Source organism: Microbacterium sp. NPDC087592 (assembly GCF_044743585.1).
Taxonomy (GTDB): domain Bacteria; phylum Actinomycetota; class Actinomycetes; order Actinomycetales; family Microbacteriaceae; genus Microbacterium.
Map to the genome: position 1 here is coordinate 1,330,236 of NZ_JBIUWT010000001.1, position 22,463 is coordinate 1,352,698.

Here is a 22,463-nt window from a genome sequence, read left to right on the forward strand (position 1 = left end):
TTGATCTGAGAATTCGGTGTGCTAATTTGATCGCACCCGACGACGGAGAAGAAGAGGGGGCAGCACATGGCCGTGAACAGTCCACGCTCGATCGTCGCGCGATCGGCTCTGCATCTGCGCGACGCGGGCCCTGCGACCGTCAACGACCTCTCCCGCTCGCTCGAGATCTCGCGCACGTCGGTCGAGAACGCCGTGACCGTCCTTGCCGACTCCGGACTGATCGTCGACGCCCCGGCGCAGAACGGCGGCGGGGCCGGACGACCCGCCCGCCGCTACTCGTTCCACGCGGCCGCCGGCACCGTGGTCGGCGTCGACATCGGCGTCGCCAGCGTGCGCGTCGTGCTGGCCGACCTCGCCGGAGCGGTGATCGTGCAGCGCAGCTACCCCGGCGTCGCCGAGCAGTCCGACGGCGCCTCCAAACTCGCCGCCGTCATCGACGACGTGCGCCACACCCTGTCCGACGCCGGGATCCCCGCGTCGAAGCTCCGCGCGGTCGGCGTCTCCCTCCCCGGCATCGTCGATGACGCCGGGCGCGTGACCACCTCGGTCGTCATCCCCGAGTGGTCGGGCATCGACATCGGCTCCCAGCTGCGGCAGGCTTTCGGCTGCCCTGTCGCGGTCGACAACGGCGTGCGCCTCGCCGCCGTGGCGGAACACCACCTGGGTGTCGCACAGCTCGTCGACGACGTCATCTACCTCTCGGTCGGCAACCGCATCGCGATGGGCCTCATCCTCGGCGGTCGCCCGCGGCGCGGCATCCACAACGCCGCCGGCGACATCGGCCGCCTCGCCTTCCGCGGACTGAACACCGAGACCGGTCAGATCTCGTGGCGCACCGCCCCGACCGCCGCCGAGGTCTTCGCGAAAGCACGTGGCGGAGACGCCGCAGCGCAGCAGGAGCTCGACGGCTTCATCGACGAACTCGCCCACGGGATCGCGACCCTGACGATGACGGTCGACCCCGCGATGATCGTGATCGGCGGCGGACTCTCCGCCGCTCACGAGCAGCTGCTCGACCCGCTGCGGGCAGCGCTCCCCGGACACCTCGGCCTGCCGTTCCAGGTGCCGCTCGCCGAGGCCCGCCTGGGCGCGGAAGCCGCGGCGCACGGTGCGGTCGTGCACGCGTTCCAGCGGCACGCCGCCGAGATCTACGGCATCGACGACATGCCGGCCCCGCCCATCACCCCCCTGCCGGTCGAGCCGGCCGGGGCGGACGACACCACCGCCGTCGAGAGCATCGAGGAGAAGCAGTGAGCACGTTGAAGGTCGGACTCATCGGAGCCGGCGGCATCTCGCGCGTGCACGCCGATGCCTGGCGGGCGCTGGGCGCCGAGGGGTACGTCACCTCCCTGGCCGGCGCCGAGGAGATCGCCGAGGAGTACAGCTTCGAGCTCGTCTCCGACGTCGACACGCTCATCGGGCTGGTCGACATCGTCGACATCGTGACCCCCAGCAGCACCCACGCCGACTTCGCCCTGCGGGCCATCGAGCGCGGGCGCGACGTCATCTGCGAGAAGCCGCTGGCGGCGACCGCCGAGGCCGCCACCACCGTCGCCCGCGCGGCCGATGAGGCGGGCGTGCGACTCTTCCCCGCCCACGTCGTCCGATACATGGGCGAGTACGCGCAGATCAAGGCCGGCATCGACGCCGGGCGCATCGGCACCCTCGCCGTGCAGCGCTTCAGCCGCGCCGGCTCCGCGCCGCAGACGCCCTGGTTCTTCTCGGAGAGCACCGGCGGCGGCGTCATCCGCGACCTGATGATCCACGACATCGACCAGGCGGTCTGGTTCGCCGGCCCCGTCGCCACGGTCTTCGCGGTGCAGAATCCGCCGACCGTCGACGACCGGGTTCCCGCACCCGTCACCGCGCACGTCGTGCTGACGCACCGCAGCGGCGTGATCAGCCACCTGCACGCCAGCTGGGTCGCCCCGGGCATGCCGTTCCGCACGAGCGTCGAGGTCGCGGGCTCCGAGGGCCGGCTGCGATACGACAGCGCCGAAGACGCCTCGCTGCGCACGGATGCCGTGCTCGACGCCGGCGCTACCGACTACCTGCCGCCGATGTCGCCCGAAGAGAGCCCCTACTACGCCGAGATCGTCGACTTCGTGGCCGCGCTGCGCGAAGGCCGCGACGCCAGGGTGACCCCGGCGGATGGCATCGAAGCCGTCGCGGTCGCCGAGGCCGCCTATGCCTCGATCGCCGCCGGCGCCCCCGTCGCGCTCCCCACCCCCGACCGCACCGAGGCCGAGGAGGCCGTCCGATGACCGCCCCCACCCCGCTGCGGATCGCCGTGCTGTCGTTCGCGCACACGCACGCCCTGAGCTACGTGCACGCGCTGAAGGACATGCCGGGCGTCGAGCTGATCGCCGCCGACCCCGACGGCGCCACGGCTCCGGACGACGCCCCCCGCGGCGCCGCACTGGCTGCGGAGCTGGGTGTCGCGTACGTCGACACCTACGACGAGGCGTTCGCCTGGAAGCCGGATGCCGTCGTGATCGCCGCCGAGAACTCCCGGCACCGTGCCCTCGTCGAGCGCGCGGCCGCCGCCGGGGTGCACGTGCTGTGCGAGAAGCCGCTGGCCACGACCGTCGACGACGCGATCGCGATGCGCGAGGCGTGCGAGCAGGCCGGAGTGATCCTGATGGTCGCCTACCCGGTGCGTTTCGCGCCGAGCGTGCGCGACGCGATCGCCGAGCTGCGCAGCGGCCGTCTCGGCAAGGTCCTCGGGGTCACCGGCATCAACAACGGCAAGCTCCCGGAGGATCGCGCCTGGTTCACCGATCCCGAGCTGGCGGGCGGCGGCGCCCTCGTCGACCACGTCGTGCACTGCGCCGACCTGCTCGACGAGCTCCTGGGCGAGCGGGCGCAGTCGGTCCGCGCGGTGTCGAACAGCATCCTGCACGCGCAGCGCGAGCTCGCGGTCGAGACCGGCGGACTCGTCACCATCCAGTACCCGAGCGGGGTGATCGCCACGATCGACTGCTCGTGGAGCTGGCCGATGAGCTCGGCGACCTGGGGCGGCCTCACGCTGCAGGTCGTGGCCGAGCGCGGCACCGTCACGGTCAGCCCCTTCGCGAAGGGTGTGGCCGGGCATGATGCGCTCGGCGAGACATGGAGTCCCGTCGGGGCGGACCTCGACGCTCTGCTGCTCGAGGAGTTCGTCCGCGCCGTGCGCGAAGGCCGGCAGCCGCAGCCCGATGCCGGCGTCGGCATCCGCACGGTTGAGATCGCCAAGGCCGCCCAGCTCTCCGCAGCCCGCGCCGGCGAGGTCATCCCCCTCGGCTAGACACCGCACCGCAGGATCCGAACGGCAGAGAGGCCAGGCATGCACACCGCGCACAGCACCACCGGATGGCGACAGCGCGCGCTGGCCGTGATGCCGGTCGGATCGAGCACCAACTCCAAGGCGCCGACGCTGCTGCCGGAGGAGCCCGAGGTCATCGTTCGCGGGTACGGATGCCGGGTGTGGGACGACCGGGGCCGTGAGTTCCTCGACTACCGCTGCGCGCTCGGCCCGGTGACGCTCGGCTATGCGGACCCGACCGTCGACGCCGCGATCCGCGCCCAGCTCGACGACGGCATCCTGTTCGGCCACCCGCATCCGCTCGAGACGACCACGGCCGAGCTGTTCTGCTCCCTCGTGCCCGGCGCCGAGGCCGCGCGCTTCCTGAAGACCGGCGGCGAGGCGCTGGCAGCCGTGATCCGCATCGCCCGCGCGCACACCGGTCGCGACCGGGTCGTGCAGATCGGTTACAACGGCTGGCTCAACTCGCTCGCGGCGGGCGCGCGGGTGCTGCCCGGGGCGACGACGGATGCCGTGCCCGGCGTTCCGGCAGCCCTCGCGGCCCTGCACCACGCGGTCGAGTGGGAAGACCGTGCCACCCTCGACCGCCTGTTCCTCACCCGGGGTTCGGAGATCGCGCTCATCCTCATCGCCGCCGACTACCCGGCCATTCCCGAGGCGGCCGGCTTCTACCGCTACCTGCGCGACCTCGCCGACCGGCACGGCGCCCTGCTGGCCTACGACGAGATGGTCACCGGCTTCCGGGTGGCGATCGGCGGGATGGCCGAGGCGACCGGTGTGCTCCCCGACCTGTCGGTCTTCGGCAAGGGCATCGCGAACGGCATGCCTCTCGCCGTCTACTGCGGGCGCCGGGAGGTGCTCGGCGTGCTCGACCGCGGCGAGGTGGTCGTCACGTCGACCTACGGCGGCGAGACGCTGTCGCTCGCAGCCGCCACCGCGACGATGACCGCCATGCGCGACCGCGACGTGATCGCGCGACTGCTCGCTTCCGGCACCCGACTGCAGAACGGCCTGAACGCGGTGTTCGCCGAGGCCGGCTCCGGCATCCGGCTCGTGGGGCACCCGGCGTGCCCGCAGTTCGTCGGCGCCGACGCCGAGGTCCAGGCCTTCCTACGGGCGGCGTTCCGCCACGGACTCTCCTTCTATCGGGTCGTCTACGTCAACGCCGCGCACACCGAAGCCGACATCGACGAGACTCTGCGCCGCGCGGCGGCCGCCGTGCGTGAGGCGACGGCATGACCGGCATCGACGCGCACACACACCTCGACGAGGGGCGCTTCGACCCCGCGGTCTTCGAGGCCGGCGACCGCCTGGGCATCGAGCTGTACCTGTGCAGCAATCTCGGAAGCTTCCAGGCGCACCCAAGTCTCGACGAGGTGCGGGAGATGAACGAGGTGCTGGCCGGCGAGCTGCGCCGATACCCCGACCGCCTCCGCGGCTACTGCTACGTCAATCCGCGCTTCGGCCGTGACAGCCTCGACGATCTGCGCCGCAACGTCGAGGACCGCGGGATGATCGGCATCAAGCTCTGGATCGCGACTCTGGCCGACGATCCACTGAGCGATCCGATCCTCGAGTACGCCGCCGAGCACCACCTGATCGTGCTCGCCCATGCCTGGCGCAAAACCGTCGGGCAGTTCCCCTACGAGTCGACGGCCGACCACATCGCCGCCGCAGCCCGCCGTCATCCCGACGTGCGCTTCCTGATGGCGCACCTCGGCGGCCAGCCCGAGTCGGCCGTGAACGCGGTCGGCTCCGTGCCGAACGTGGCCGTCGACACCTCGGGCACGATCATCGGCGCCGGAGAAGTGGCACTCGCCGTGGAGCGCCTCGGCCCCGACCGGGTGGTGTTCGGCTCCGACCTGCCCCACATCGACCTCGCGGCCAACGTCGGCAAGGTGCTCGGCGCAGGGCTCGACCCCGAGACGGAAGAGCGGGTCTTCGGCGGCACGGTCGCCCGCTGGCTCGCGGAGGTCGCGTCATGACCGCCCAGGGGCGACGGATGCTCCGCGCATTCGCCGACCTCGGCGCGACCGACACCACCTGCTTCCTCGGGCAATGGCCCCACCGGCTCTCCGCCGCCGCTGATGCCGAGACCCTGCACGCCCACGCCGAACGCCTCGGCCTGCGCTCCGTCTGGGTCTCGCACCTGGCGTCCCTGTTCGGCTTCGACACCCGCACCGGCAACGAGGCCGTGCTCGCCGCGTGTGCGGATGACCCGCTCTTCCGCGTGTTCGCGACGATCGATCCGCGCGACCCGACCTGGCGCGAGGAGCTCGACGATGCCGTGTCCGCCGGCGCGCGTGGAGTGCGTGTCGCCCCGGGCTTCCATCGGTACGAGGTCTCCGCCGTGCGCCCGGTCCTCGACGCGTGCGCCGACCGCGGGCTCCCCGTGCAGCTGATCGCCCGGCTCGACGACGCCAGGGTGCGGCATCCGTTCTCCCCCGCCGTCGACCTCGAGGTGCACCGGATCGCCGACCTCGTGCGCGAGAGTCCGGCTGCTCCGCTGCTGCTGAGCGGCCTCAACCGCGCGGATGGGATCGAGCTGAAGCGGCATCTCGGCGACGCCGCGCCCGAGTGGCTGCGGCTCGACCTCTGGCACGTGAACGGCCCCACCGGTGTCGCCGACGGTCTCGGCGCCGATCCGGAGCGCTGGGTGTTCGGCAGCGGCTTCCCCGTGCAGGCACCGGAGGCCACGGCGCTGCAGCTCGCAGCCTCCGCGCTTCCTGGACGGGCGATGCGGGCGATCGCGTCCGGCAACGCCGCCGTCATGCTCACCTGACGCCGCGCGCACACCCGATGCGCGACGGTCAGCCGATGGGGAAGTTCTGGATGTCGGTACGTCTGTCGGTGCGCGGCCCGGAGAACAGGCCGGGTGCGTCGATGACGAGGTCAGCCTGTGCGGCGATCAGGTCGAGTTGTGTCGTGAGGGACGCGTGCAGGCTGCTCCATCCGGTCACGACGGCCGCGAATCCTCCGGCTGCGGCCGTCATCATCACGGGCGACCGAACGATGGCGCCATAGGCGAACCACCCGACGATCAGCATGATCGCGACCGCGGAGCATCCGGCGAGCCATCGCAGGCGGGCCCGCAGTCGCTCTGTCCGATCCGCATCGTCGTCCATGAAGCCCCCGCAATCCATTGCCGCACCCATCCCCGCCCTGTGAAATGTTACACGTTGGTCCGTCGAGGCTCAACGAGACGAGACGAGGCGAACGCGGGGGCGGTGCCCCCGCGTTCGCACGTCCCCCCGGCGTGAACCCTCACAGGCCCACGTCGGGGGGCGCAGCCCGGTGCGGGAGGGGGAGGTGCACCGAGAACAAGCGGCTTTCGCCGCGGTCCGTCGCGGAGTCTCGAGTGGATCGAGATCCGCGTCTCGTTCGATCCGGCCTTTCCCCAGGGCCGTGCTCGAACGACGATGACTCCACCCTATATGACATTCGACCAGCTAACGTTTTACCTTTGTCCAGGGTTCTTGCTGATCGCACCGACCCGGCGGGCATGGAATCGACGCGACTACCGTTGCATCAGCAGGCAGCATCCGTCACGGAGGGAACCACCATGCGCATCGATCTCACGGGCAGGACCGCGCTCGTCACCGGCTCCACGCAGGGCATCGGGCGGGCGATCGCCGCAGGACTGGCCGACGCGGGCGCCCGCGTGGCGATCAACGGCCGCAGGCCCGACACGGTCGCCTCCGTCATCTCCGAGATGCAGGCCGAGAACCCCGAACGCGATCTCGTCCCGGCCGCCGGAGACGTCACCGATCAGGCCGGAGCAGATGCGGTGCTGGCCGCGACCGGCGACGTCGACATCCTCGTCAACAACCTGGGGATCTTCGGCGCGACGCCCGCACTCGACATCACCGACGACGAATGGCGCCGCTACTTCGACGTGAACGTGCTGGCAGCCGTGCGCCTCATCCGCGCCACGCTCCCCGGCATGACCGAGCGCGGCTGGGGCCGGGTGCTCGACATCGCCAGCGACTCGGCCGTGGTGATCCCCGCCGAGATGATCCACTACGGCATGTCGAAGACGGCCCTTCTCGCGGTGTCCCGCGGATTCGCGAAGGAGGCGGCGGGCACCGGGGTGACCGTCAACTCGGTACTCGCGGGTCCGACCCACACCGGCGGCGTCGAGGACTTCGTGTACGAGCTCGTCGACCCGAAGCTCCCGTGGGACGAGGCGCAGCGCGAGTTCATGCGCCTGCACCGGCCGCAGTCGCTGCTGCAGCGGCTCATCGAGCCCGGGGAGATCGCGAACATGGTCGTCTACCTGGCCTCACCGCTCGCCTCCGCGACGACCGGCGCCGCCGTCCGGGTCGACGGCGGCTACATCGACTCGATCGTCCCCTGAGGGACAGCCGCCCGGTATTCAGCCGAGCACGGCGAGGAAGCTGTCGTACCAGGACGCCATGACCCTCGTGGCCGTGTGGGCGAGGGGCACCTGCACGGGCGTGCTGAAGGTGCCGGTGGTGGTGCCGGCCCCCGCCCCGCCGGTGTCGTTCAGCCCGGCGAAGTAGACCTCGCCCGACTCGAGCAGGAACACCGTCGAGTCGTTGCCCATCGCGACGTCGGTGACGACGGTGCCCGCCGGCATCGCGACGGGGGTGAGGGTGGCGCCCGGCGCGGCCGAGCTGCCGGTGCCCTGGGCACTGCTGGTGTTCGCGCCGAGGGCGTAGACCGTGCCGTCGGTCATGATCACCAGCATCCGGTACTGGCCGACCACGACCTTCGCGGCGGTCTTCCCCGCCGGAAGTGTCTTCTGCGTGAGATAGAAGGTGCCGCTGCCGCCGTAGGCCGCCGTTCCCGCCGTGAACAGCCGACCGTCGTCGGTGACGACGGCGGACGACTGCCAGCCGATGCCACCGGAGGCGACGCCTGTGATGGGCGCACCCGGACCGGTGAGCATGAGCAGCCCTGCGGATCCGGCCGCCGCGCCGACGGCGGCGCCCTGCGCGGAGTACCCGTAGCTGTCGGCACCCGCGACCATGGCCTGCCCGTTGCTCAGCATCATGAAGACCGCACCGAAGGGGTTGACCTCGGCCGTGAGCGCCCCGGCCGGCATCGTGTAGTTGTCGCTCACGCGTTGCCAGTAGCGGGTGTTCGTGTAGGCCGTCCCGAAGCCGCTCAGTTCGTTGTCGCCGGTCGCCCACACCCCTCCCGCGGAATCGACCGCGACGGAGGAGAGCTGCTCGGTGCCCGTCCCGATGTGGATGATGTTCCCGAGCGGGGCCCCGGGCCCGGTGAGGGCCGCGACGACACTCGTGCGGCTCGTGGTGGTGCCGTCGCCGATGATGCCGGACGCGTTGTAGCCCCGCCCCCACAGGGTGCCGTTCTGATCGGCGTAGAACAGCGTGGAGTAGCTGGAGCCGACGGCCGTGGCACCCGTGATGGTGAGGTTGTCCCAGAGCGGGACGGCGCTGGTGCGGGCACCGGTGAGGTTGTCCGAGCCGGTCTGCCCCTGCGCCGAATATCCCCATGCCACGAGCGGCACCGAAGTGACGGGTTGGCCGGAGAGGATCGTGAAAGCGCGAGGGGACTCGACCCGCACCGGCCCCTGCGCGGGCTCGGAGCGGTTGGCGACGACGCGGAAGTCGACGGCTCCGGTGGCGCTGGTGGTGAACGTCCCTTCGCTGAGATCGGCGAACGGCCCCGATTCGAACGCGAGGCCGGGCGGGAGCACGATCGTCACCTCGGAGTTCGGGACGACCGCATTCGTGGTGATGTCGCGGAGGGTCGCCGTGTACACCGGCGTGCGTCGGCGGTCCTGCAGCGCCGGCGGCAGCGACGACGTGGCGGAGGTGCCGACGGGGATCACGCGGGAGATCGGCAGCGTCGCCGCGGTCAGCCCGGTCAGGGTGATCGTGTGACCGAGGTCGCAGGTCGCCGAGCCGAGTCCGCCGCTCAGGGTCCCGACCGACACCGTGCGGGTGGCGGCATCCGATCGCCATTCCGTCCCGGCACGCGTGGACACCGCCGCCCCCACGCTCGCACCGGCGAGCGGCCCCAGCGCGGCGTCGAGTTCCGACGCCGTCGCCGTGAAGGTGAACGTGTAGAGGCCGGCCGCGGGCCCGGTCATCACGATGCGGTCCGCGGGCGCCTCGAAGACGACCCCCGCGGTCACCGAGAAGGCGAGCAGCATCCGTGCCGGGTCGTCGAGCACCGAGGTCCAGGTGAGCGTGACCCCGCTCATCGCGCCGTTCGTCCCCTCGTTCTCCGTCGTGCAGGCGGTGATGACGGGAACGTCGAGGGTGCCGGCCTCGACGGGTCCGCGCGCGTACTGCGCATCGAGCCACGCCGCCTCCGTGATGCCGAGCAGCGCGTCACCACGCACCGCGGCCGGCGATGCGGTGAAGGCCATCGCGGCGAGGCAGGCGGCCGTGACCAGGGCGAGGAACCTGCGGAGCGCCTTCATCGCCGCCCCCTCGGGTCCGGGCGCCGGCGGGCGAGGAGCGCGATGCCGATGCCGACCAGCACCGCCGCGGGCGCGGCGAGCAGCGCCAGACCGGAACCACCGGTCGGAGGCAGCTCCGATTCGCCGTCGATCCCCGTGTCGACGGTGTCGCCCGCCGCGGTGGCCCGCACCGTGACCGAGGCGCCCGCCGCGCCGGCCTCGGGAGACTGCGGCTGCGCCGTGAGAGCCACCTGCACGTACGCGACGGCGGGTGTCGCCGTGGAGAGCAGCTCCCGCCAGACGCCGTCCACCGGCAGCGGCCCCTCCGGACGCAGCAGCCGTTCGCCCGAAGGACAGGTACCGTCGGGGCCCCAGGGCTGCGCGCAGGCGCGGACCTCGGCCCGCAGTCCGAACTCCGAGTCGCCCGCCGACGAGATGGCGATGGCAAGGTCGCCGTCGGCGGGTGCCCTGGTCGCATCCACATCGAGGTGCCAGCGGAGCGGGACCAGCGGGTCGAGCGCCTGCACACCGGCACCGGCGAGGTCGGAGCGCACGGTGAGGTAGTCCGAACCGGTCGCCGCGGATGCCGGCGCCGGAGCGAGAGCCGTGCTCGACGCGCAGACCGCCAGCACGAAGAGCACCGCCGACACGCGCGCTCCCGTCGCCGCGCGGCCCGCGCTCTCGCCGTCGCCGGGCGGGTCCAGTGGGTCGGCAGGATCCGGGGGCGGGGGCACTGCCTCGTCAGTCCGCGGCCGCCTCGGCCAGAAGGCCCAGCCGACGAGGAACGCGGTGGCGAGGGTGAGCGATCCGAGCACCCAGGGGTTGCCGAACTGTGCGATCACCGGTGCGAGATACGGCACCGACCCGCGCACGATCCGTGCCTCGGTGAGCGTGTACGGCATCGGGTCGTCGACGACGTTCGCATCACCGCGCATCGTGATCACGCGTTCCGCTGCGTCGCTCCCCTCGCCGACGCTCGTGACCCGGTGCGTGATCGGCAGCGTCCCTGCCCGGTCGACCGTGACGACGTCGCCGACGGCGATCTCGGACGCGGGGATCCGCTGGACCAGTGCGACCGAACCCGCCGGGATCGTGGGCGACATCGAGCCGGTCTTGAACATCATCAGCGAGTACCCGCCCGTGAAGGCGAGCAGGGCGAACACAAGGCACACCGCTCCGCCGACGGCCGCCGCGGCCAGCAGGATGTCCCGGACGAGGCGGCCGGCCCGTGCAGCACCGCGCGAGAAGGCCGTCATCCCGTGCTCCCCGTGAGGACCCAGGTCGGTGTGAGCTGTGCGCCCTGGGCGGCCGCCGGCGCATCGGCCGGGAGCGTCAGGACGATGCAGTACGTCACGGTGGAGCCGCCGGCCGGTTCGACCTGCTGCGCGGGGAGCACGGGGACCTGGGTGAGTCCCGTCACCTCGACCCCCGGCGTGCTCACGGTGCACTCGGGCGGAGCGGGATCGGTCGACGAGGTCACCGATGCCCTGACCACGAGCGCATCCCGGAGCGCCGCCTCCGGGCTGCCCACGGCGGGCTCCGCCGAGAGCGACACCCCACTGAGGAGCACTTCTCCGTCCACCGATCCGGTCGCCTGGACCTGCACCCATGCGGCCGCACTCTCCCCCGGGAAGAGCGGCGACAGCGTCCAGCTGAGCGCCGCGGCAGCATCCTCGGGGTGCGCGGCGAAGGCACCGGCATCCGTCCGCGATGCGAGGGCGAAACTGCCCGCCGTGAACGGCGAGCCCGCCAGCTCGCTGTCCGACCAGGAGGCGAGGCTCCCCGCTGCGCCCACGCCGAGCAGGAGCGCGCACGCGAGCAGCGCCTGAACACGCGTGAGCGTCTTCAGGCCGCGAAACCGCGCCTGTCGGACCACGATGGCTGTGCCGAGATGACTACTGCGAGACGGCGTCCCACTGCCAGACCGCGGTGCCGGTGTCGCCCTGCGTGATCGTCGCACCGGCGGTGACCTGCAGGCATAGGTAGACGATGTCGCCCGGATCCATGGTGGCGGGCACGGCCGTCCCCCCGGCGAACGCGGTCTCATCGCATCCGAAGGTCGTCGTGGACACCGCGCCGAACGTCAGCTGACCGGCGAGGTCACCCGTCACGACGGGCGCGACGGCGGTGAGTCCCGCGGGAGACGTGCTGGCCGCGGTCAGTTGCAGCGCGAAGGGCGCGTACACGACGTCGTCCGGCGCGAGGTTGTCGAAGCCGGTACTGAAGGTCAGCACCGCCGCGTCGCCCTCCACGGCGTGGTCGGCCCAGGCCGCACCGTCGGTCGATCCCTGGAATTCGAAGGTTCCTGCGGCGAAGTCGCTCGTCGCGAACTCCGAGTCGTTCCACGCGGCGAGTGTCAGCGCGGATCCCACGCCGACGACGAGCCCACCGGCGAGGACGGCGTAGATCTTTCTCCGGGTCTGAGCAGCGCGCTCGGGCCCCTCCAGAACAGTTCGTACCATGATTCCTCCTGGTCATCCTGCTCCCCCGCGTGCAGCATATACATAGGATTCATCCAGCAAAAGCCTATGTTCGCCGGGCTCGAGACCCGCCGGGAGCGGCTCTTCCCAGGCGACAGGGGTATGCTGGCCCGTTGGGTCGCTCGACCCGAATGAGTCCCGAAAGGCGGTGATGGCGATGTCCGGTGATAGTTACGACGCCGCCCTCGCTGCGTCGAGACTCCCTGCGTTCACGCGTTGACCCTCGGGTCCGCTCTCGCACGTCCTTCCCGCAGCCGTCGGCGGCGTCATCCGCCCCCTGACGAATCCGCGCACGGAGCTTCTGCTGCCGTGCACCTGCGAGAACGGAGCCGCATCATGGCGCTCATCGACAACGGCGTGTACGTCCACGGACGTCGCGTGGAGACCCCGAAGAACCTGGACGAGACCTACCGGATGCTGGATGCCGCTGGCGGCATCGCCTGGATCGGCCTGTATCGACCCAGCCCGGAAGAGGTCGCGTCCGTCGCGCGGGAGTTCGACCTGCACCCCCTCGCGGTCGAGGATGCGCTCTCGGGGCACCAGCGCTCGAAGGTGGAGCGCTACGGCGACACCCTGTTCGCGGTGCTGCGGCCGGCGCGCTACCGCGACAAGGAGGAGTCGATCGAGTTCGGCGAGCTGCACCTGTTCGTCGGCCCCGACTTCGTGGTGACGATCCGCCATGCCGAATCCCCGAACCTCGCCGCCGTGCGGATGCGCATGGAGGCCAACCCCGAGCTGCTCGCAATGGGCCCCGAGGCGGTGCTCTACGCGATCCTCGATGAGGTCGTCGACGGGTACGAGCCGATCGTGGCGGGCCTGCTGAACGACATCGACGAGATCGAGGACCAGCTCTTCGGCGACGGCGACGACGACAGCGCGCTCTCCCGGCGCATCTACGAGCTCTCCCGCGAGGTCATCAACTTCCAGCGGGCCGTGCACCCCCTGAGCGGGATGCTGGAGTGGCTGCGTCGCGGGTCGGAGAAGTACCGCATCGACGAAGAGTTGCAGCGGTCGCTGCGCGATGTGCTCGACCACACGATCCGCGTCAACGAGCGCGTCGACTCGTTCCGGGCGATCCTCGAGAATGCGCTGACCGTGCACTCCGCGCTCGTCGCCCGCCGCCAGACCGAGGCCGGGCTGGCGCAGAACGACGAGATCAAGAAGATCTCCTCCTGGGCGGCGATCATCTTCGCGCCGACGCTGGTCGGCACGGTGTACGGCATGAACTTCGACGTGATGCCCGAGCTGCACTGGGCCTTCGGGTATCCGATGGCGATCGGTGCGATGGCTGCGTTCGCCGTCGCGCTCTACGGAGTCTTCCGCTACAAGAAGTGGCTGTAGCGCCACCGCGACGGGCGGAGAACTCGCCGCCGGGCGGAGGATCCAGGTGCATTCTTCCGCCCGATGCGGAGTTCTCCGCCCGACGATGTGTCTCACGAGGTCGCGTAACCTCGCAAGCCGAGGCATAGGAGCAAAATGAACGACCAGCGCAGCGCGCAACCGCAGATCGGTGACAACCTGGCGTGGGCGAGTCTCTTCGTGGCGGTCGTGTCTGCGCTGGTCGTTCTGGCGCGGACCCTCGAGATCGCGGGCTGCTCCGGTCACTGCGACTACCCGACACTCGAGACCGTAACCCGCGGATTCTGGATGACTGACCTGATCGTCTTCATCGTCACCACAGGCGCGTACTTCTTCACGAGATCTCGACTCCGTTTGGCCTGGCTTTTCCCGGCAGCGGGCATCACGATCACACTGATCGCCCTCCTCATCACGAATCTCGTGATGAACGGCGCGCTGAACCTCGGATAGTCGCCTGCCCTCAAGAGCGTGGACGGTCGGGGCCTGACCTCGCGCGTATCGCACGCACCACGGCCGGAAGCACGACCATCCCGAGCGCCCAGAACACCGCACCCCAGATCAGCGCGTCACCGATGAAGGGCAGCCACTCGTACGAAGTCGGATAGGGGATGCCGGTGCGACCGGTGAGCCGCAGGGCGACGTCGGCCGGATACGCGGTGAAGGGGTTCGACGAGTGGTCCTGCGTGATCCAGGTCAGCGGAAAGCCGAACGGCACGGATGAGAGGTCGGCATCGGATGCCACGGACACGCGTTGCGCGGTCGTGATCCACCAGGTCACCACGACGCCGACCGCCGCCGCGCCGATCGCGGACAGCAGGATGCTCCCGCGTCCCGGCCGGCGAGATGTAGGCGGTGAGGCCGAGCGAGAAGCGGCGATGTCTTCCACGCGACGAGATCAGTCGTCGGCGCGGCTGATGTGATCGAGGAGTTCGTCGAGGGTGTCGAAGTCGACGGTCTCGGTGCCGTCGAGCTCGCGCACCTCGACGCCCTCGACCTCGAGCTCCTCGTCGAGCTGCACGAGGATCCGCGAGTCCGGGAACTGCTTCGGCGCCAGGAACGCGAGCAGCACGGCATCGGCGAAGACGACGACCGATGTCGCCTCGAGGTCGTCGCGCAGGTCGATCTGCTCGATGACGGGCTCGTCATCGACGGCGTCATCGATGTCGGTGGCGACCTCGTCGACGATGGCCCGCCACCGGGACTCGCCGACCGAGAGGATGCGCGACACCGCCGCGATCAGCGCCTCGTGATCGACGTCCTCCGGGTGCTCGTCGAGTTCCGGGTCGACGTTCACGTTCACGACGGTGCCGGCCGCATCGATGCTCGCCCGTCCGTACACGAGGCCGTTCTCGGCGATCGGGTCTTCGAGCAGCCCGCTCTCGACGATGCGGGCGAGGAGCGAGTCGAGCACAGGCGAAGTCATGCCTCCAGTCTTTCGCATCCATCGCGTCATGGGGCGATCATCGTCGCAACAGCGGCGTGAGCACGACGCTGACGGCGGTGATCCCCGCCGCGACGAACAGCACGCCCGGAGTGCCGACACCGGAGTACCCGATCCCGGCGAGCACCGGACCACCGATCGCGCCGAGGTTCAACGCCGCCGTGGCATAGGCACCGCCGAGCACCGGTGCACCTTCGGCCTCACCGACGATGCGCGCGATAAGGGCGGAGCCGACCGCGAACGACAGCAGCCCGCCGATCAGCGCCCCGAGGAACACGGCCGACACCGACGAGACAGCGAGGCCGAAGACCATCCAGACGACGGTCGTGGCCGCGGCGCCGACCACGATCCATGTGCGCGCCCAGCGGGCACCCCATCGACCGGTGGCGGCCACCCCGAGGAAGGCGCCGATTCCGAACACGGCGAGGAGCAGCGGGATCCAGGCGGCATCGATCCCGGCATCCGCGCCGACGACGGCGAGGAACGTGAACACCCCGAAGGTCGCGGCGTTCACGAGCACGGCGAGCACCACGGCCACGAGAACCGGTCGCCGACGCAGCTCGGCGACCTCGGCGCGCACGTCGATCCGCGGCGAGCGCGGAACGGCGCCGAGCGTGCGGTCCAAGAGCAGCGCGACGACGGCCGGGAGGCAGAGCAGCACCACGGCCCAGAAGGTGGAACGCCATCCGAAGGCGTTCGCGAGCATCGCGCCGGCGGGGACGCCAACGATCGTCGCGAGCGTCGTGCCCGCGAGCAGGACGGCGACGGCCCTGGTCGTCTGCGCCGGCGCGACGATGCCGCGCACGGTGGCCAGCGCGATCGCCAGGAAGCCGGCGTTCGCCAGAGCGGCGAGCACCCGGGTGACGAGGAGCAGGGAGAACGACGGTGCGAGCGCACCGACCACGTGCGCGGCGATGAAGATCACGAGGAGCAGCACGAGGGTCTGCCGCGGACGCCAGCGGCTGGCGAACACCGCCATCAGCGGCGCGCCCACCACCATGCCCACCGCGAAGGCGGAGGTCAGCAGGGCGGCGGTCGGAGGGTCGACGTCGAGGTCGGCGGACAGCGGGAGCAGAAGACCGGCGAGCATGAACTCGCTGGTGCCCTGGGCGAAGATCGCCAGAGCGAGGACGGGGATGAGGAACGGCATGGAGCATCCAGACGCGCAGAGCCGCGGGCGCTGCGAAACGCGCCGAGCGGCGGGTGAGTGAGGTCGACGAGGATGCGGGGAGCGCACGACGTGCGCTCACACCCGCGATCTAGCGTCTATCCGACTCAGGGCTCACCCGCCCAGCGTATCCGACGAGGCTCAGCCTGTCGGCATCCGCCTCCGGCCGAACAGGGGCAGGTCGGCGATCACGATCACGAAGACCAGATAGGCGGCGCTGAACCCGACGATGCTCAGCACGGACCCACCCAGACGCAGGGCGACCTCGTAACCCTCAGCAGACCCCGCCGTCACCGCTGCCCGCGCGAAGACGCCGAGCCGCACCTGGTTCGTCACCAGGATCAGCACGGTGGAGAGGACCACCGACACGCACACCCGCACCCCGCTGACACGGGTCGCCGCCAGGATCACACCCCCGAGCCCCCACAGCGGCGCGGCGAGGAAAGCCACCGGGGACTCGACCGCCGCGGTGAACGTGCCAGGGGTGATCGTGGGCAGCCAGAGGCGAGCGACCTCCGTTTCCAGAAAGACGACCTGCGGCACCAGGAAGACGAGCACGACAGCGGCGGCGATCAACCCCACTCCCACGAACAGCCGTACCTTCATCGCGAGCGAAGAGCGGCGAGGAGTCCTGACGCGAACGCGGGGAGGCAGCGAAGCGGTGCGTGACATCAGGCGTCCTTCGCGATCGGACCGGCCACATCGATCTCCGCGTTGCGGCGGGTCTTCGCCCACCCGTTCCGGCCCCGGACGATCCGATAGAGCGCGCGGGCACCCGTCAGATAGACGTAGTAGTCGTACACCCACATCCCGAATCCCCAGAGGACGCCCGTCCAGAATCCGGCATCGGGCTCGCTGTACCGACGGTAGAGCGGCCCCCAGATGAAGAAGGGGCCGATGCCGAAGAGGAGGAAGAGGATGGCGAGGACGGGCAGGAAGCCCCAGGGGAGGGCGAACGCCCCGGAGACCACTCCCACGATCGCCCCGACGACCAGGGTCACCGCGGCGAGGCTGGCCACCACCTGGAAGACCGGGAGAAGCAGGTAGTAGCAGATCTCGAGAATGCCGGCGTTCGTGAGCATGCGAGATCGGACGATCTCGGGGATGTAGCGGATGCACTGCATGTTCCCCTGCGCCCAGCGCGTGCGTTGGACCGTGAACCGTCGGAAATCGTGCAGCGCCTCCTGGGCGACGTAGGTGTCGTGCAGGTGGCGGTTCTTATGCCCCGCCAGCAGCACGTGGATGCCCAGCTCGTAGTCCTCCAGAAGAGAGCCGTGCCACGGCCTGTCGGATCTCGCGGCGATGTCGTCCAGAACCGACAGGCGCGTGAACTGGCCGTTGCCGCCGAGGCCCACGGTCTCGGTCCAGCCGCGGAGGGACTGGATCGCGGCGATCGGCCCGCGGAACTCGAGGTCCTGCATCCGGATGAGGAATCGTCCGAACGTGTTGCGGGCCCACCCGGCGTCCGGGACCGGGCGCCGATCGTCGCGGTTCTTCATGTAGACGGTGACCTGCGCCGCCCCGACTTCGGGATCTCCGAACGCGTGGGGCGAGGCGGCCTTGCGGAGGATGTTCTCGGCCACCTCGCCATCGGCATCGACGACGCACACGACGACGCGCGAACGGTCGGTATCGGCGGGGAGGAACGCGTTCAGCGCGAAGTACGCGGCATTGAGCGCATCCCCTTTGCCGGTCCTCGCCTCGGGGCGCCGGCGCTGGACGAGGTGCACGAAGGCGTCCGCCTCGGCGGCCGACTGGACGATCGACGCGGTGCGGTCGTCGCTGTCGTCGTCGATCACCCAGACGTGTGCCTCCGGCACCGTGGAGCGGAGCATCCGGATGGTTCGCGAGATGACGACCTCCTCATCCCGGCACGGCACGAAGATGTGCCATGCGAAGGCATCCACGCGGCCATCGGGGTCCGGAGTGCGGCGGAGGAAGGGAACGATGATCATGAAGACGTAGACGAGGAACGTCAGCGTGACGATGAACGATATGGCGCTAGCGGCGACGAGCATCGCGACCTCGAACAGCGGCGGACATCCGACGACGCATCATGCACTCTCGTCACGGACGGTCGAGACGGCGGATCGGATGTGCTCCGCGATGCGCTCCGTGGCATGGCCGTCGCCGAACGGCGACGGCAGGGCATCGAGGTCGGCGAGGGTGCGGGTCACCGTCGAGAGCAGGGCGGAGGTCTCTGTCGCGAGGGTCTGCGGGGTGACCAGACGGGTGAAGGAACCGAGCGCCTCGGGACGTTCGGTCGAGTCCCGGACCACGAGGACCGGGCGCCCGAGCACCGTCGCCTCCTCCTGGATGCCGCCGGAATCGGAGACCAGCACGGCGGCGTGCGAAGCGAGCGCGAGGAATCGCTCGTAGGTGTACGGCTCTTCGGCGATCAGCGCGTCGAGCAGGTGCTCCGCGTCGAGTGCCCTCAGCATCGCCCGCGTCCGAGGGTGCACGGGGAAGACGACCGGCCACCCCGATGCGGCGATGTCGTTGAGTGCGTGCAGCGTCGCGAAGAGGTTGTCCGCAGAATCGACGTTCTCCTGCCGGTGCAGGGTCGCGAGCACGTATTCCGCAGGCTCGACATCGATACGCTCCAGCTCGTCGACGTCGGAGCCGGCGGCGGCGCGCTGCGTGCGGACGGCTTCGACCACGGGATTCCCGGTCACATGGATGCGCTCCTCGTCGATGCCCTCCGCGAGCAGGTTGGCGCGGTTCGCCTGGGTCGCCGCGAACAGGTCGTCGGCGATGTGGTCGACCATGATCCGGTTGTGCTCTTCGGGCATCCGGCGATCGTTGGCGCGCAGCCCCGCTTCGACGTGCCCGAGCCGCACACCCGAGGCGTTCGCGGCGAGCGCGGCCGCGATCGTGGCATTCGTGTCTCCCTGCACGACGACGTAGCTCGGCTCGACCTCGTCGATCGCCTGCGCGATCTGCTCGGCCCCGCGGCCGATCTGCGCGGCCCGCGGGAGCCCGCCCACACGAAGCTGGCGGTGCACCCGCGTGATTCCGCACGATTTCAGGAACACGGCCGACATGTCACGGTCGTAGTGCTGACCGGTGTGGACGACGTAAGCGGCATCGCCGAGGCTGCGGACCAGCGGGGCGAGCTTGACGATCTCGGGACGGGTTCCGAACACGATCATCACCGAGGACTTCGGCAGGTGGGCGGGCGCGGTCGGTGTCGAGCACTTGTTCATGGGTACCTCGATCGGCCCCCGGGAGGCTTCCCGTGGCCGACGTGATGAGTGATTTCCGGTGGGTCCGGACCGACAGTACGTGTCGCCGCGTCCGCCGAGCGCGTGGATCCGGGCACGTATATCGACGTTCCGGCATTCGTCGACGGGAGCTGCTGCGCCGATAGGCTCGAGCCGTGTCGAACGCCGCATCCTCCGCCCCCACATCCGCCGCCTCCGACCTCGGTCGCCTCGCCGCCGCACTGGCCGATCCGGCTCCGCTGAACTGGATCATCACGGGCGACTCGATCACGCACGGCCTGGTGCACACACAGGGCGGGCGCAGCTATCCGGAGCACCTGCACGAGCTGATCCGCGGCGAGCTGGAGCGCGTGCGCGACATCGTGCTGAACACGGCGATCAGCGGCAACCGCATCGTCGACCTGCTCGATGACTGGGACCGCCGCGTCGCGTCCTGGCGGCCGGATGTGGTCACCCTCATGATCGGCACCAACGACGCCTCGGACGGCGGCCCCCGCGAGGTGATCTCGGCGGCGGACTACGCCGCATCGCTGCGGGACTTCGTGGCGCGGGTGCGCGCGCTCGGGGCGATCCCCGTGCTGCAGACCCCGCCGGCGATCGACACCCGCAATGCCCCGGAGCGCGCGCGGATCGGCGAGTTCGCCCAGGCCGTGCGCGAGGTCGCCGCGAGCGAAGACGTGATCCTCGTCGACCAGTTCGCGCGCTTCGCCGAGCTCGGCGCCGGCGGAGTCCCCTGGGGACTCATGAACGACCCGTTCCACCCGAGCGCCACCGGCCACGCCGCCCTGGCCCTCGAGCTCGCGAACGTGCTCGGCCTGCGCCCCGACGGGCCTCGGGCGCGCACGCACGCCCTCCTCGAAGGCCTCGTCGCCACCGCGCGCGTCAACGGCTGAACAGCCCGGCCGGCGGGTCGCCCTTCCGGGGTGAAAGCACTCTGGACGCTGGCCGCGGTGCGCCGCTAGGTTGAGCGCATTCGCAGTCGTCGAGAGGTGGGGGCATGTCTCACGTGGTGGCAACCGGGGCCGGCAAGGCCATGATGGAGCGTCGGAACGATCCGACGCACGACTACATCCTCGAGCTGACCGGCAAGGAGAGACCCCGGGTCCTCTTCGTCGGCACGGCGACCGGCGATGACGCCGCGTACATCCTGAGCTTCTATTCCACGTACGACTCGGACCGGTGCGCGCCGCACCATCTGCCGCTGTTCCACCGGGCGGTGGACGACCTCGCGGGCTTCGTGAAGGGCTTCGACGTGATCCACGTCGGCGGCGGCAACACCGCGAACATGCTCGACGTGTGGAAGCGGCAGGGCCTGGACGAGATCATGCGCGAGATGTGGGAGGACCCCGACTCGAACGTCGTGTTCACCGGGGGCAGCGCCGGCGGCATCTGCTGGTTCGAGGGCGGCACGACCGACAGCTACGGCCCGACCCTGCAGGTCTTGCCCGAGGGGCTCGGCTTCCTGCACGGCAGCTTCTGCCCGCACTACGACGCCGAGGATCAGCGGCGCCCCCTCTTCCACGCCTCGCTGTTGAGCGGCGAGCTCTCGACCGGATACGCGGTCGGCAACCTGCAGTCGCTGCACTTCGAGAACTCCGAGTTCGTCACCGCGATCAGCCCGGTCGAGGATGCTCTGGCGCTGCGGGTCGAGGCGATCGACGGGAAGATCGTCGAGACGCAGCTCGCGACGAAGGTACTCACGGGGAACGCCCCGATCGTGAAGGGGCCGTCGTCATGAACGACAACGTGTGGATCCTCATCGCGCAGCTGATCGTCGTCATCGGCGCGATCTACATGGGCACCCGCACGAGCGGGATCGGCCTCGGTGTCTGGGGCCTGGTCGGCGTGGCCGTGCTCATCTTCGTGTTCGGCGAAGCGCCGGGCAATGCCCCGGTCGACGCGGTCTTCATCGTCATCACGGTCATCACCGCGGCATCCACCATGCAAGCGGCCGGCGGCATCGACTGGATGGTGTCGGTCGCGGCGAAGGTGATCAGACGCAAGCCGAAATCGGTCGTGTTCCTCGCCCCGGCGATGTCGTTCCTCTTCACGGTCGGTGCGGGTACGGGGAACATCTTCTACCCGCTGCTGCCCGTGATCTATGACGTCTCGTACCAGCAGAAGATCCGCCCCGAGCGCGCCCTGTCGGTCTCGGCCGTCGCCTCGCAAGTCGGCATCCTGTGCTCTCCCGTCTCGGCAGCTACCGCCTCGATGGTCGTGCTGCTCGCGCCGCAGGGCGTCGACCTCGGCCAGCTGCTGCTCATCATGTGGCCGGCCTCCATCGCCGGGCTGTTCGTCGCCGCGCTCGTCATGATGCGCCACGGCAAAGACCTCGAGGACGACCCGGAGTTCCAGCGCCGTCTGAAGGAGGGGCAGATCAAGCCGCCGCAGACCGACGCGCACGAGAACAAGCTTCCGAAGACCGCCGTGCTCTCGGCCACGCTCTTCCTCATCGGCGTCGGGGTGATCGTGTTCTTCGGCCTGTTCGAAGGGCTGCGTCCCGTGATCGGCACCGACGACGCCGGCGACCCGGTGCGTCTCAGCGTCACGGTCATCATCGAGGTCACGATGGGCATCATCGCCGCCCTGATCTTCGTGTTCTGCAAGGTCAAGGCCGCCGACGTCCCCAAGCAGCCCACGTTCCCCGCCGGCATCGTCGGGGCGATCGCCCTCTTCGGTATCGCGTGGCTCGCCAACACGTTCGTCGCGGCGAACCAGACGCTCATCGTCGACGGGCTCGGATCCGTCGTCTCCGGATCGTCGGCGTTCCTCGGGGCACTGCTGTTCGCGATGGCGCTGTTCGCGGTCGCGATGCTCACCACCAGCCAATCGAGTGCGACCAATGCGATCGTCCCGATCGGCATCACGATCGGGCTCCCGGCGCCGCTGCTGGTGGGACTGTGGCCCTCGACGATGGGCATCTACACCCTGCCCGCCAACGGCAGCCAGGTCGCCACCGTCGCCTTCGACCAGACCGGCACGACGAAGATGGGCAAGTACGTCTTCGACCACTCGTTCCAGCTGCCGAACCTCGTCTACGTGGGCGTCGCCATCGTCGTCGGGGTGGGCCTCTCGTTCCTCATCAGCTGA

At 70.2% G+C, this 22,463-nt stretch carries 23 protein-coding genes; 12 read left to right on the plus strand and 11 right to left on the minus strand.

Translation table 11 applies throughout. The features are described from left to right. The first annotated feature begins 66 nt into the window (after positions 1-66). From ACIOTO_RS06295 to ACIOTO_RS06320, 6 genes are read left to right on the plus strand one after another with little or no spacing between them, the layout of a single operon-like run. A complete protein-coding gene (locus ACIOTO_RS06295; RefSeq protein ID WP_400857079.1) occupies positions 67-1,254 on the plus strand; it encodes an ROK family protein in 1,188 nt (395 codons plus the stop codon). Beyond that, positions 1,251-2,264 (plus strand): Gfo/Idh/MocA family protein, encoded by a 1,014-nt coding sequence (locus tag ACIOTO_RS06300; protein WP_400857080.1) that lies wholly within the window; start codon positions 1,251-1,253, stop codon positions 2,262-2,264. Before ACIOTO_RS06295 ends, ACIOTO_RS06300 begins: the two co-directional genes overlap by 4 nt. After that, positions 2,261-3,286 (plus strand): Gfo/Idh/MocA family protein, encoded by a 1,026-nt coding sequence (locus ACIOTO_RS06305; protein WP_400857081.1) that lies wholly within the window; start codon positions 2,261-2,263, stop codon positions 3,284-3,286. The genes ACIOTO_RS06300 and ACIOTO_RS06305 overlap by 4 nt, the downstream gene beginning before the upstream one ends. A gap of 39 nt (positions 3,287-3,325) precedes the next feature. After that, positions 3,326-4,543: an aminotransferase class III-fold pyridoxal phosphate-dependent enzyme gene (locus tag ACIOTO_RS06310; RefSeq protein WP_400857082.1), complete on the plus strand. Its 1,218-nt coding sequence runs from the start codon at positions 3,326-3,328 to the stop codon at positions 4,541-4,543. After that, positions 4,540-5,289, plus strand: coding sequence for an amidohydrolase family protein (locus ACIOTO_RS06315; RefSeq protein ID WP_400857083.1), 750 nt, complete (start codon positions 4,540-4,542; stop codon positions 5,287-5,289). Before ACIOTO_RS06310 ends, ACIOTO_RS06315 begins: the two co-directional genes overlap by 4 nt. Beyond that, on the plus strand, positions 5,286-6,086 hold the full coding sequence (locus ACIOTO_RS06320; protein WP_400857085.1) for an amidohydrolase family protein: 801 nt from the start codon (positions 5,286-5,288) through the stop codon (positions 6,084-6,086). Before ACIOTO_RS06315 ends, ACIOTO_RS06320 begins: the two co-directional genes overlap by 4 nt. Before the next feature lie 28 nt (positions 6,087-6,114). On the opposite strand, the gene ACIOTO_RS06325 is transcribed toward ACIOTO_RS06320, so the two are convergent. After that, positions 6,115-6,429: a hypothetical protein gene (locus tag ACIOTO_RS06325; RefSeq protein WP_029263168.1), complete on the minus strand. Its 315-nt coding sequence runs from the start codon at positions 6,427-6,429 to the stop codon at positions 6,115-6,117. A 437-nt stretch (positions 6,430-6,866) separates the two neighbouring features. Between ACIOTO_RS06325 and ACIOTO_RS06330 the strand changes: the two genes are divergently transcribed. After that, a complete protein-coding gene (locus ACIOTO_RS06330; protein ID WP_400857086.1) occupies positions 6,867-7,661 on the plus strand; it encodes an SDR family NAD(P)-dependent oxidoreductase in 795 nt (264 codons plus the stop codon). Between the two features lie 18 nt (positions 7,662-7,679). On the opposite strand, the gene ACIOTO_RS06335 is transcribed toward ACIOTO_RS06330, so the two are convergent. The 4 genes from ACIOTO_RS06335 to ACIOTO_RS06350 are packed head-to-tail and all read right to left on the minus strand — an operon-like array spanning position 7,680 to position 12,163. Beyond that, positions 7,680-9,722 (minus strand): RCC1 domain-containing protein, encoded by a 2,043-nt coding sequence (locus ACIOTO_RS06335; protein ID WP_400857087.1) that lies wholly within the window; start codon positions 9,720-9,722, stop codon positions 7,680-7,682. Then, positions 9,719-10,957 carry a S26 family signal peptidase gene (locus tag ACIOTO_RS06340; protein WP_400857088.1) on the minus strand — a complete coding sequence of 413 codons (1,239 nt, stop codon included), beginning with the start codon at positions 10,955-10,957 and terminating at the stop codon, positions 9,719-9,721. The genes ACIOTO_RS06335 and ACIOTO_RS06340 overlap by 4 nt, the downstream gene beginning before the upstream one ends. Then, positions 10,954-11,577 carry a SipW-dependent-type signal peptide-containing protein gene (locus ACIOTO_RS06345; RefSeq protein ID WP_400857089.1) on the minus strand — a complete coding sequence of 208 codons (624 nt, stop codon included), beginning with the start codon at positions 11,575-11,577 and terminating at the stop codon, positions 10,954-10,956. The genes ACIOTO_RS06340 and ACIOTO_RS06345 overlap by 4 nt, the downstream gene beginning before the upstream one ends. Before the next feature lie 19 nt (positions 11,578-11,596). Continuing rightward, on the minus strand, positions 11,597-12,163 hold the full coding sequence (locus ACIOTO_RS06350; protein WP_372467877.1) for a SipW-dependent-type signal peptide-containing protein: 567 nt from the start codon (positions 12,161-12,163) through the stop codon (positions 11,597-11,599). A 354-nt stretch (positions 12,164-12,517) separates the two neighbouring features. Between ACIOTO_RS06350 and ACIOTO_RS06355 the strand changes: the two genes are divergently transcribed. After that, positions 12,518-13,522 (plus strand): magnesium and cobalt transport protein CorA, encoded by a 1,005-nt coding sequence (locus ACIOTO_RS06355; protein ID WP_091027726.1) that lies wholly within the window; start codon positions 12,518-12,520, stop codon positions 13,520-13,522. Positions 13,523-13,657: 135 nt separating this feature from the next. Further along, positions 13,658-13,990 (plus strand): hypothetical protein, encoded by a 333-nt coding sequence (locus ACIOTO_RS06360; protein ID WP_400857090.1) that lies wholly within the window; start codon positions 13,658-13,660, stop codon positions 13,988-13,990. 10 nt (positions 13,991-14,000) lie between these two features. On the opposite strand, the gene ACIOTO_RS06365 is transcribed toward ACIOTO_RS06360, so the two are convergent. From ACIOTO_RS06365 to wecB, 6 genes are all read right to left on the minus strand, one after another. After that, entirely contained in the window at positions 14,001-14,426 is a 426-nt protein-coding gene (locus ACIOTO_RS06365; RefSeq protein WP_400857091.1) for a hypothetical protein, read from the minus strand. A gap of 9 nt (positions 14,427-14,435) precedes the next feature. Then, a complete protein-coding gene (locus ACIOTO_RS06370) occupies positions 14,436-14,963 on the minus strand; it encodes a cytochrome C5 (protein WP_105712201.1) in 528 nt (175 codons plus the stop codon). 37 nt (positions 14,964-15,000) lie between these two features. Continuing rightward, on the minus strand, positions 15,001-16,131 hold the full coding sequence (locus ACIOTO_RS06375; RefSeq protein WP_400857092.1) for an MFS transporter: 1,131 nt from the start codon (positions 16,129-16,131) through the stop codon (positions 15,001-15,003). A gap of 159 nt (positions 16,132-16,290) precedes the next feature. After that, positions 16,291-16,821 carry a hypothetical protein gene (locus ACIOTO_RS06380; RefSeq protein WP_219860816.1) on the minus strand — a complete coding sequence of 177 codons (531 nt, stop codon included), beginning with the start codon at positions 16,819-16,821 and terminating at the stop codon, positions 16,291-16,293. Then, the gene (locus tag ACIOTO_RS06385) at positions 16,821-18,167 is read right to left on the minus strand and encodes a glycosyltransferase (RefSeq protein ID WP_400857093.1); all 1,347 of its coding nucleotides are present in this window, start codon (positions 18,165-18,167) and stop codon (positions 16,821-16,823) included. Before ACIOTO_RS06385 ends, ACIOTO_RS06380 begins: the two co-directional genes overlap by 1 nt. A gap of 36 nt (positions 18,168-18,203) precedes the next feature. Then, a complete protein-coding gene (wecB, locus tag ACIOTO_RS06390; RefSeq protein ID WP_400857094.1) occupies positions 18,204-19,355 on the minus strand; it encodes a non-hydrolyzing UDP-N-acetylglucosamine 2-epimerase in 1,152 nt (383 codons plus the stop codon). Positions 19,356-19,528: 173 nt separating this feature from the next. Here wecB and ACIOTO_RS06395 point away from each other — a divergent pair, with 173 nt between their 5' ends. From ACIOTO_RS06395 to ACIOTO_RS06405, 3 genes are all read left to right on the plus strand, one after another. Beyond that, on the plus strand, positions 19,529-20,266 hold the full coding sequence (locus ACIOTO_RS06395) for an SGNH/GDSL hydrolase family protein (RefSeq protein WP_167633006.1): 738 nt from the start codon (positions 19,529-19,531) through the stop codon (positions 20,264-20,266). Between the two features lie 104 nt (positions 20,267-20,370). Next, entirely contained in the window at positions 20,371-21,111 is a 741-nt protein-coding gene (locus tag ACIOTO_RS06400) for a peptidase E (protein WP_105712195.1), read from the plus strand. Next, positions 21,108-22,463, plus strand: coding sequence for an anaerobic C4-dicarboxylate transporter family protein (locus tag ACIOTO_RS06405; protein ID WP_029263187.1), 1,356 nt, complete (start codon positions 21,108-21,110; stop codon positions 22,461-22,463). Before ACIOTO_RS06400 ends, ACIOTO_RS06405 begins: the two co-directional genes overlap by 4 nt.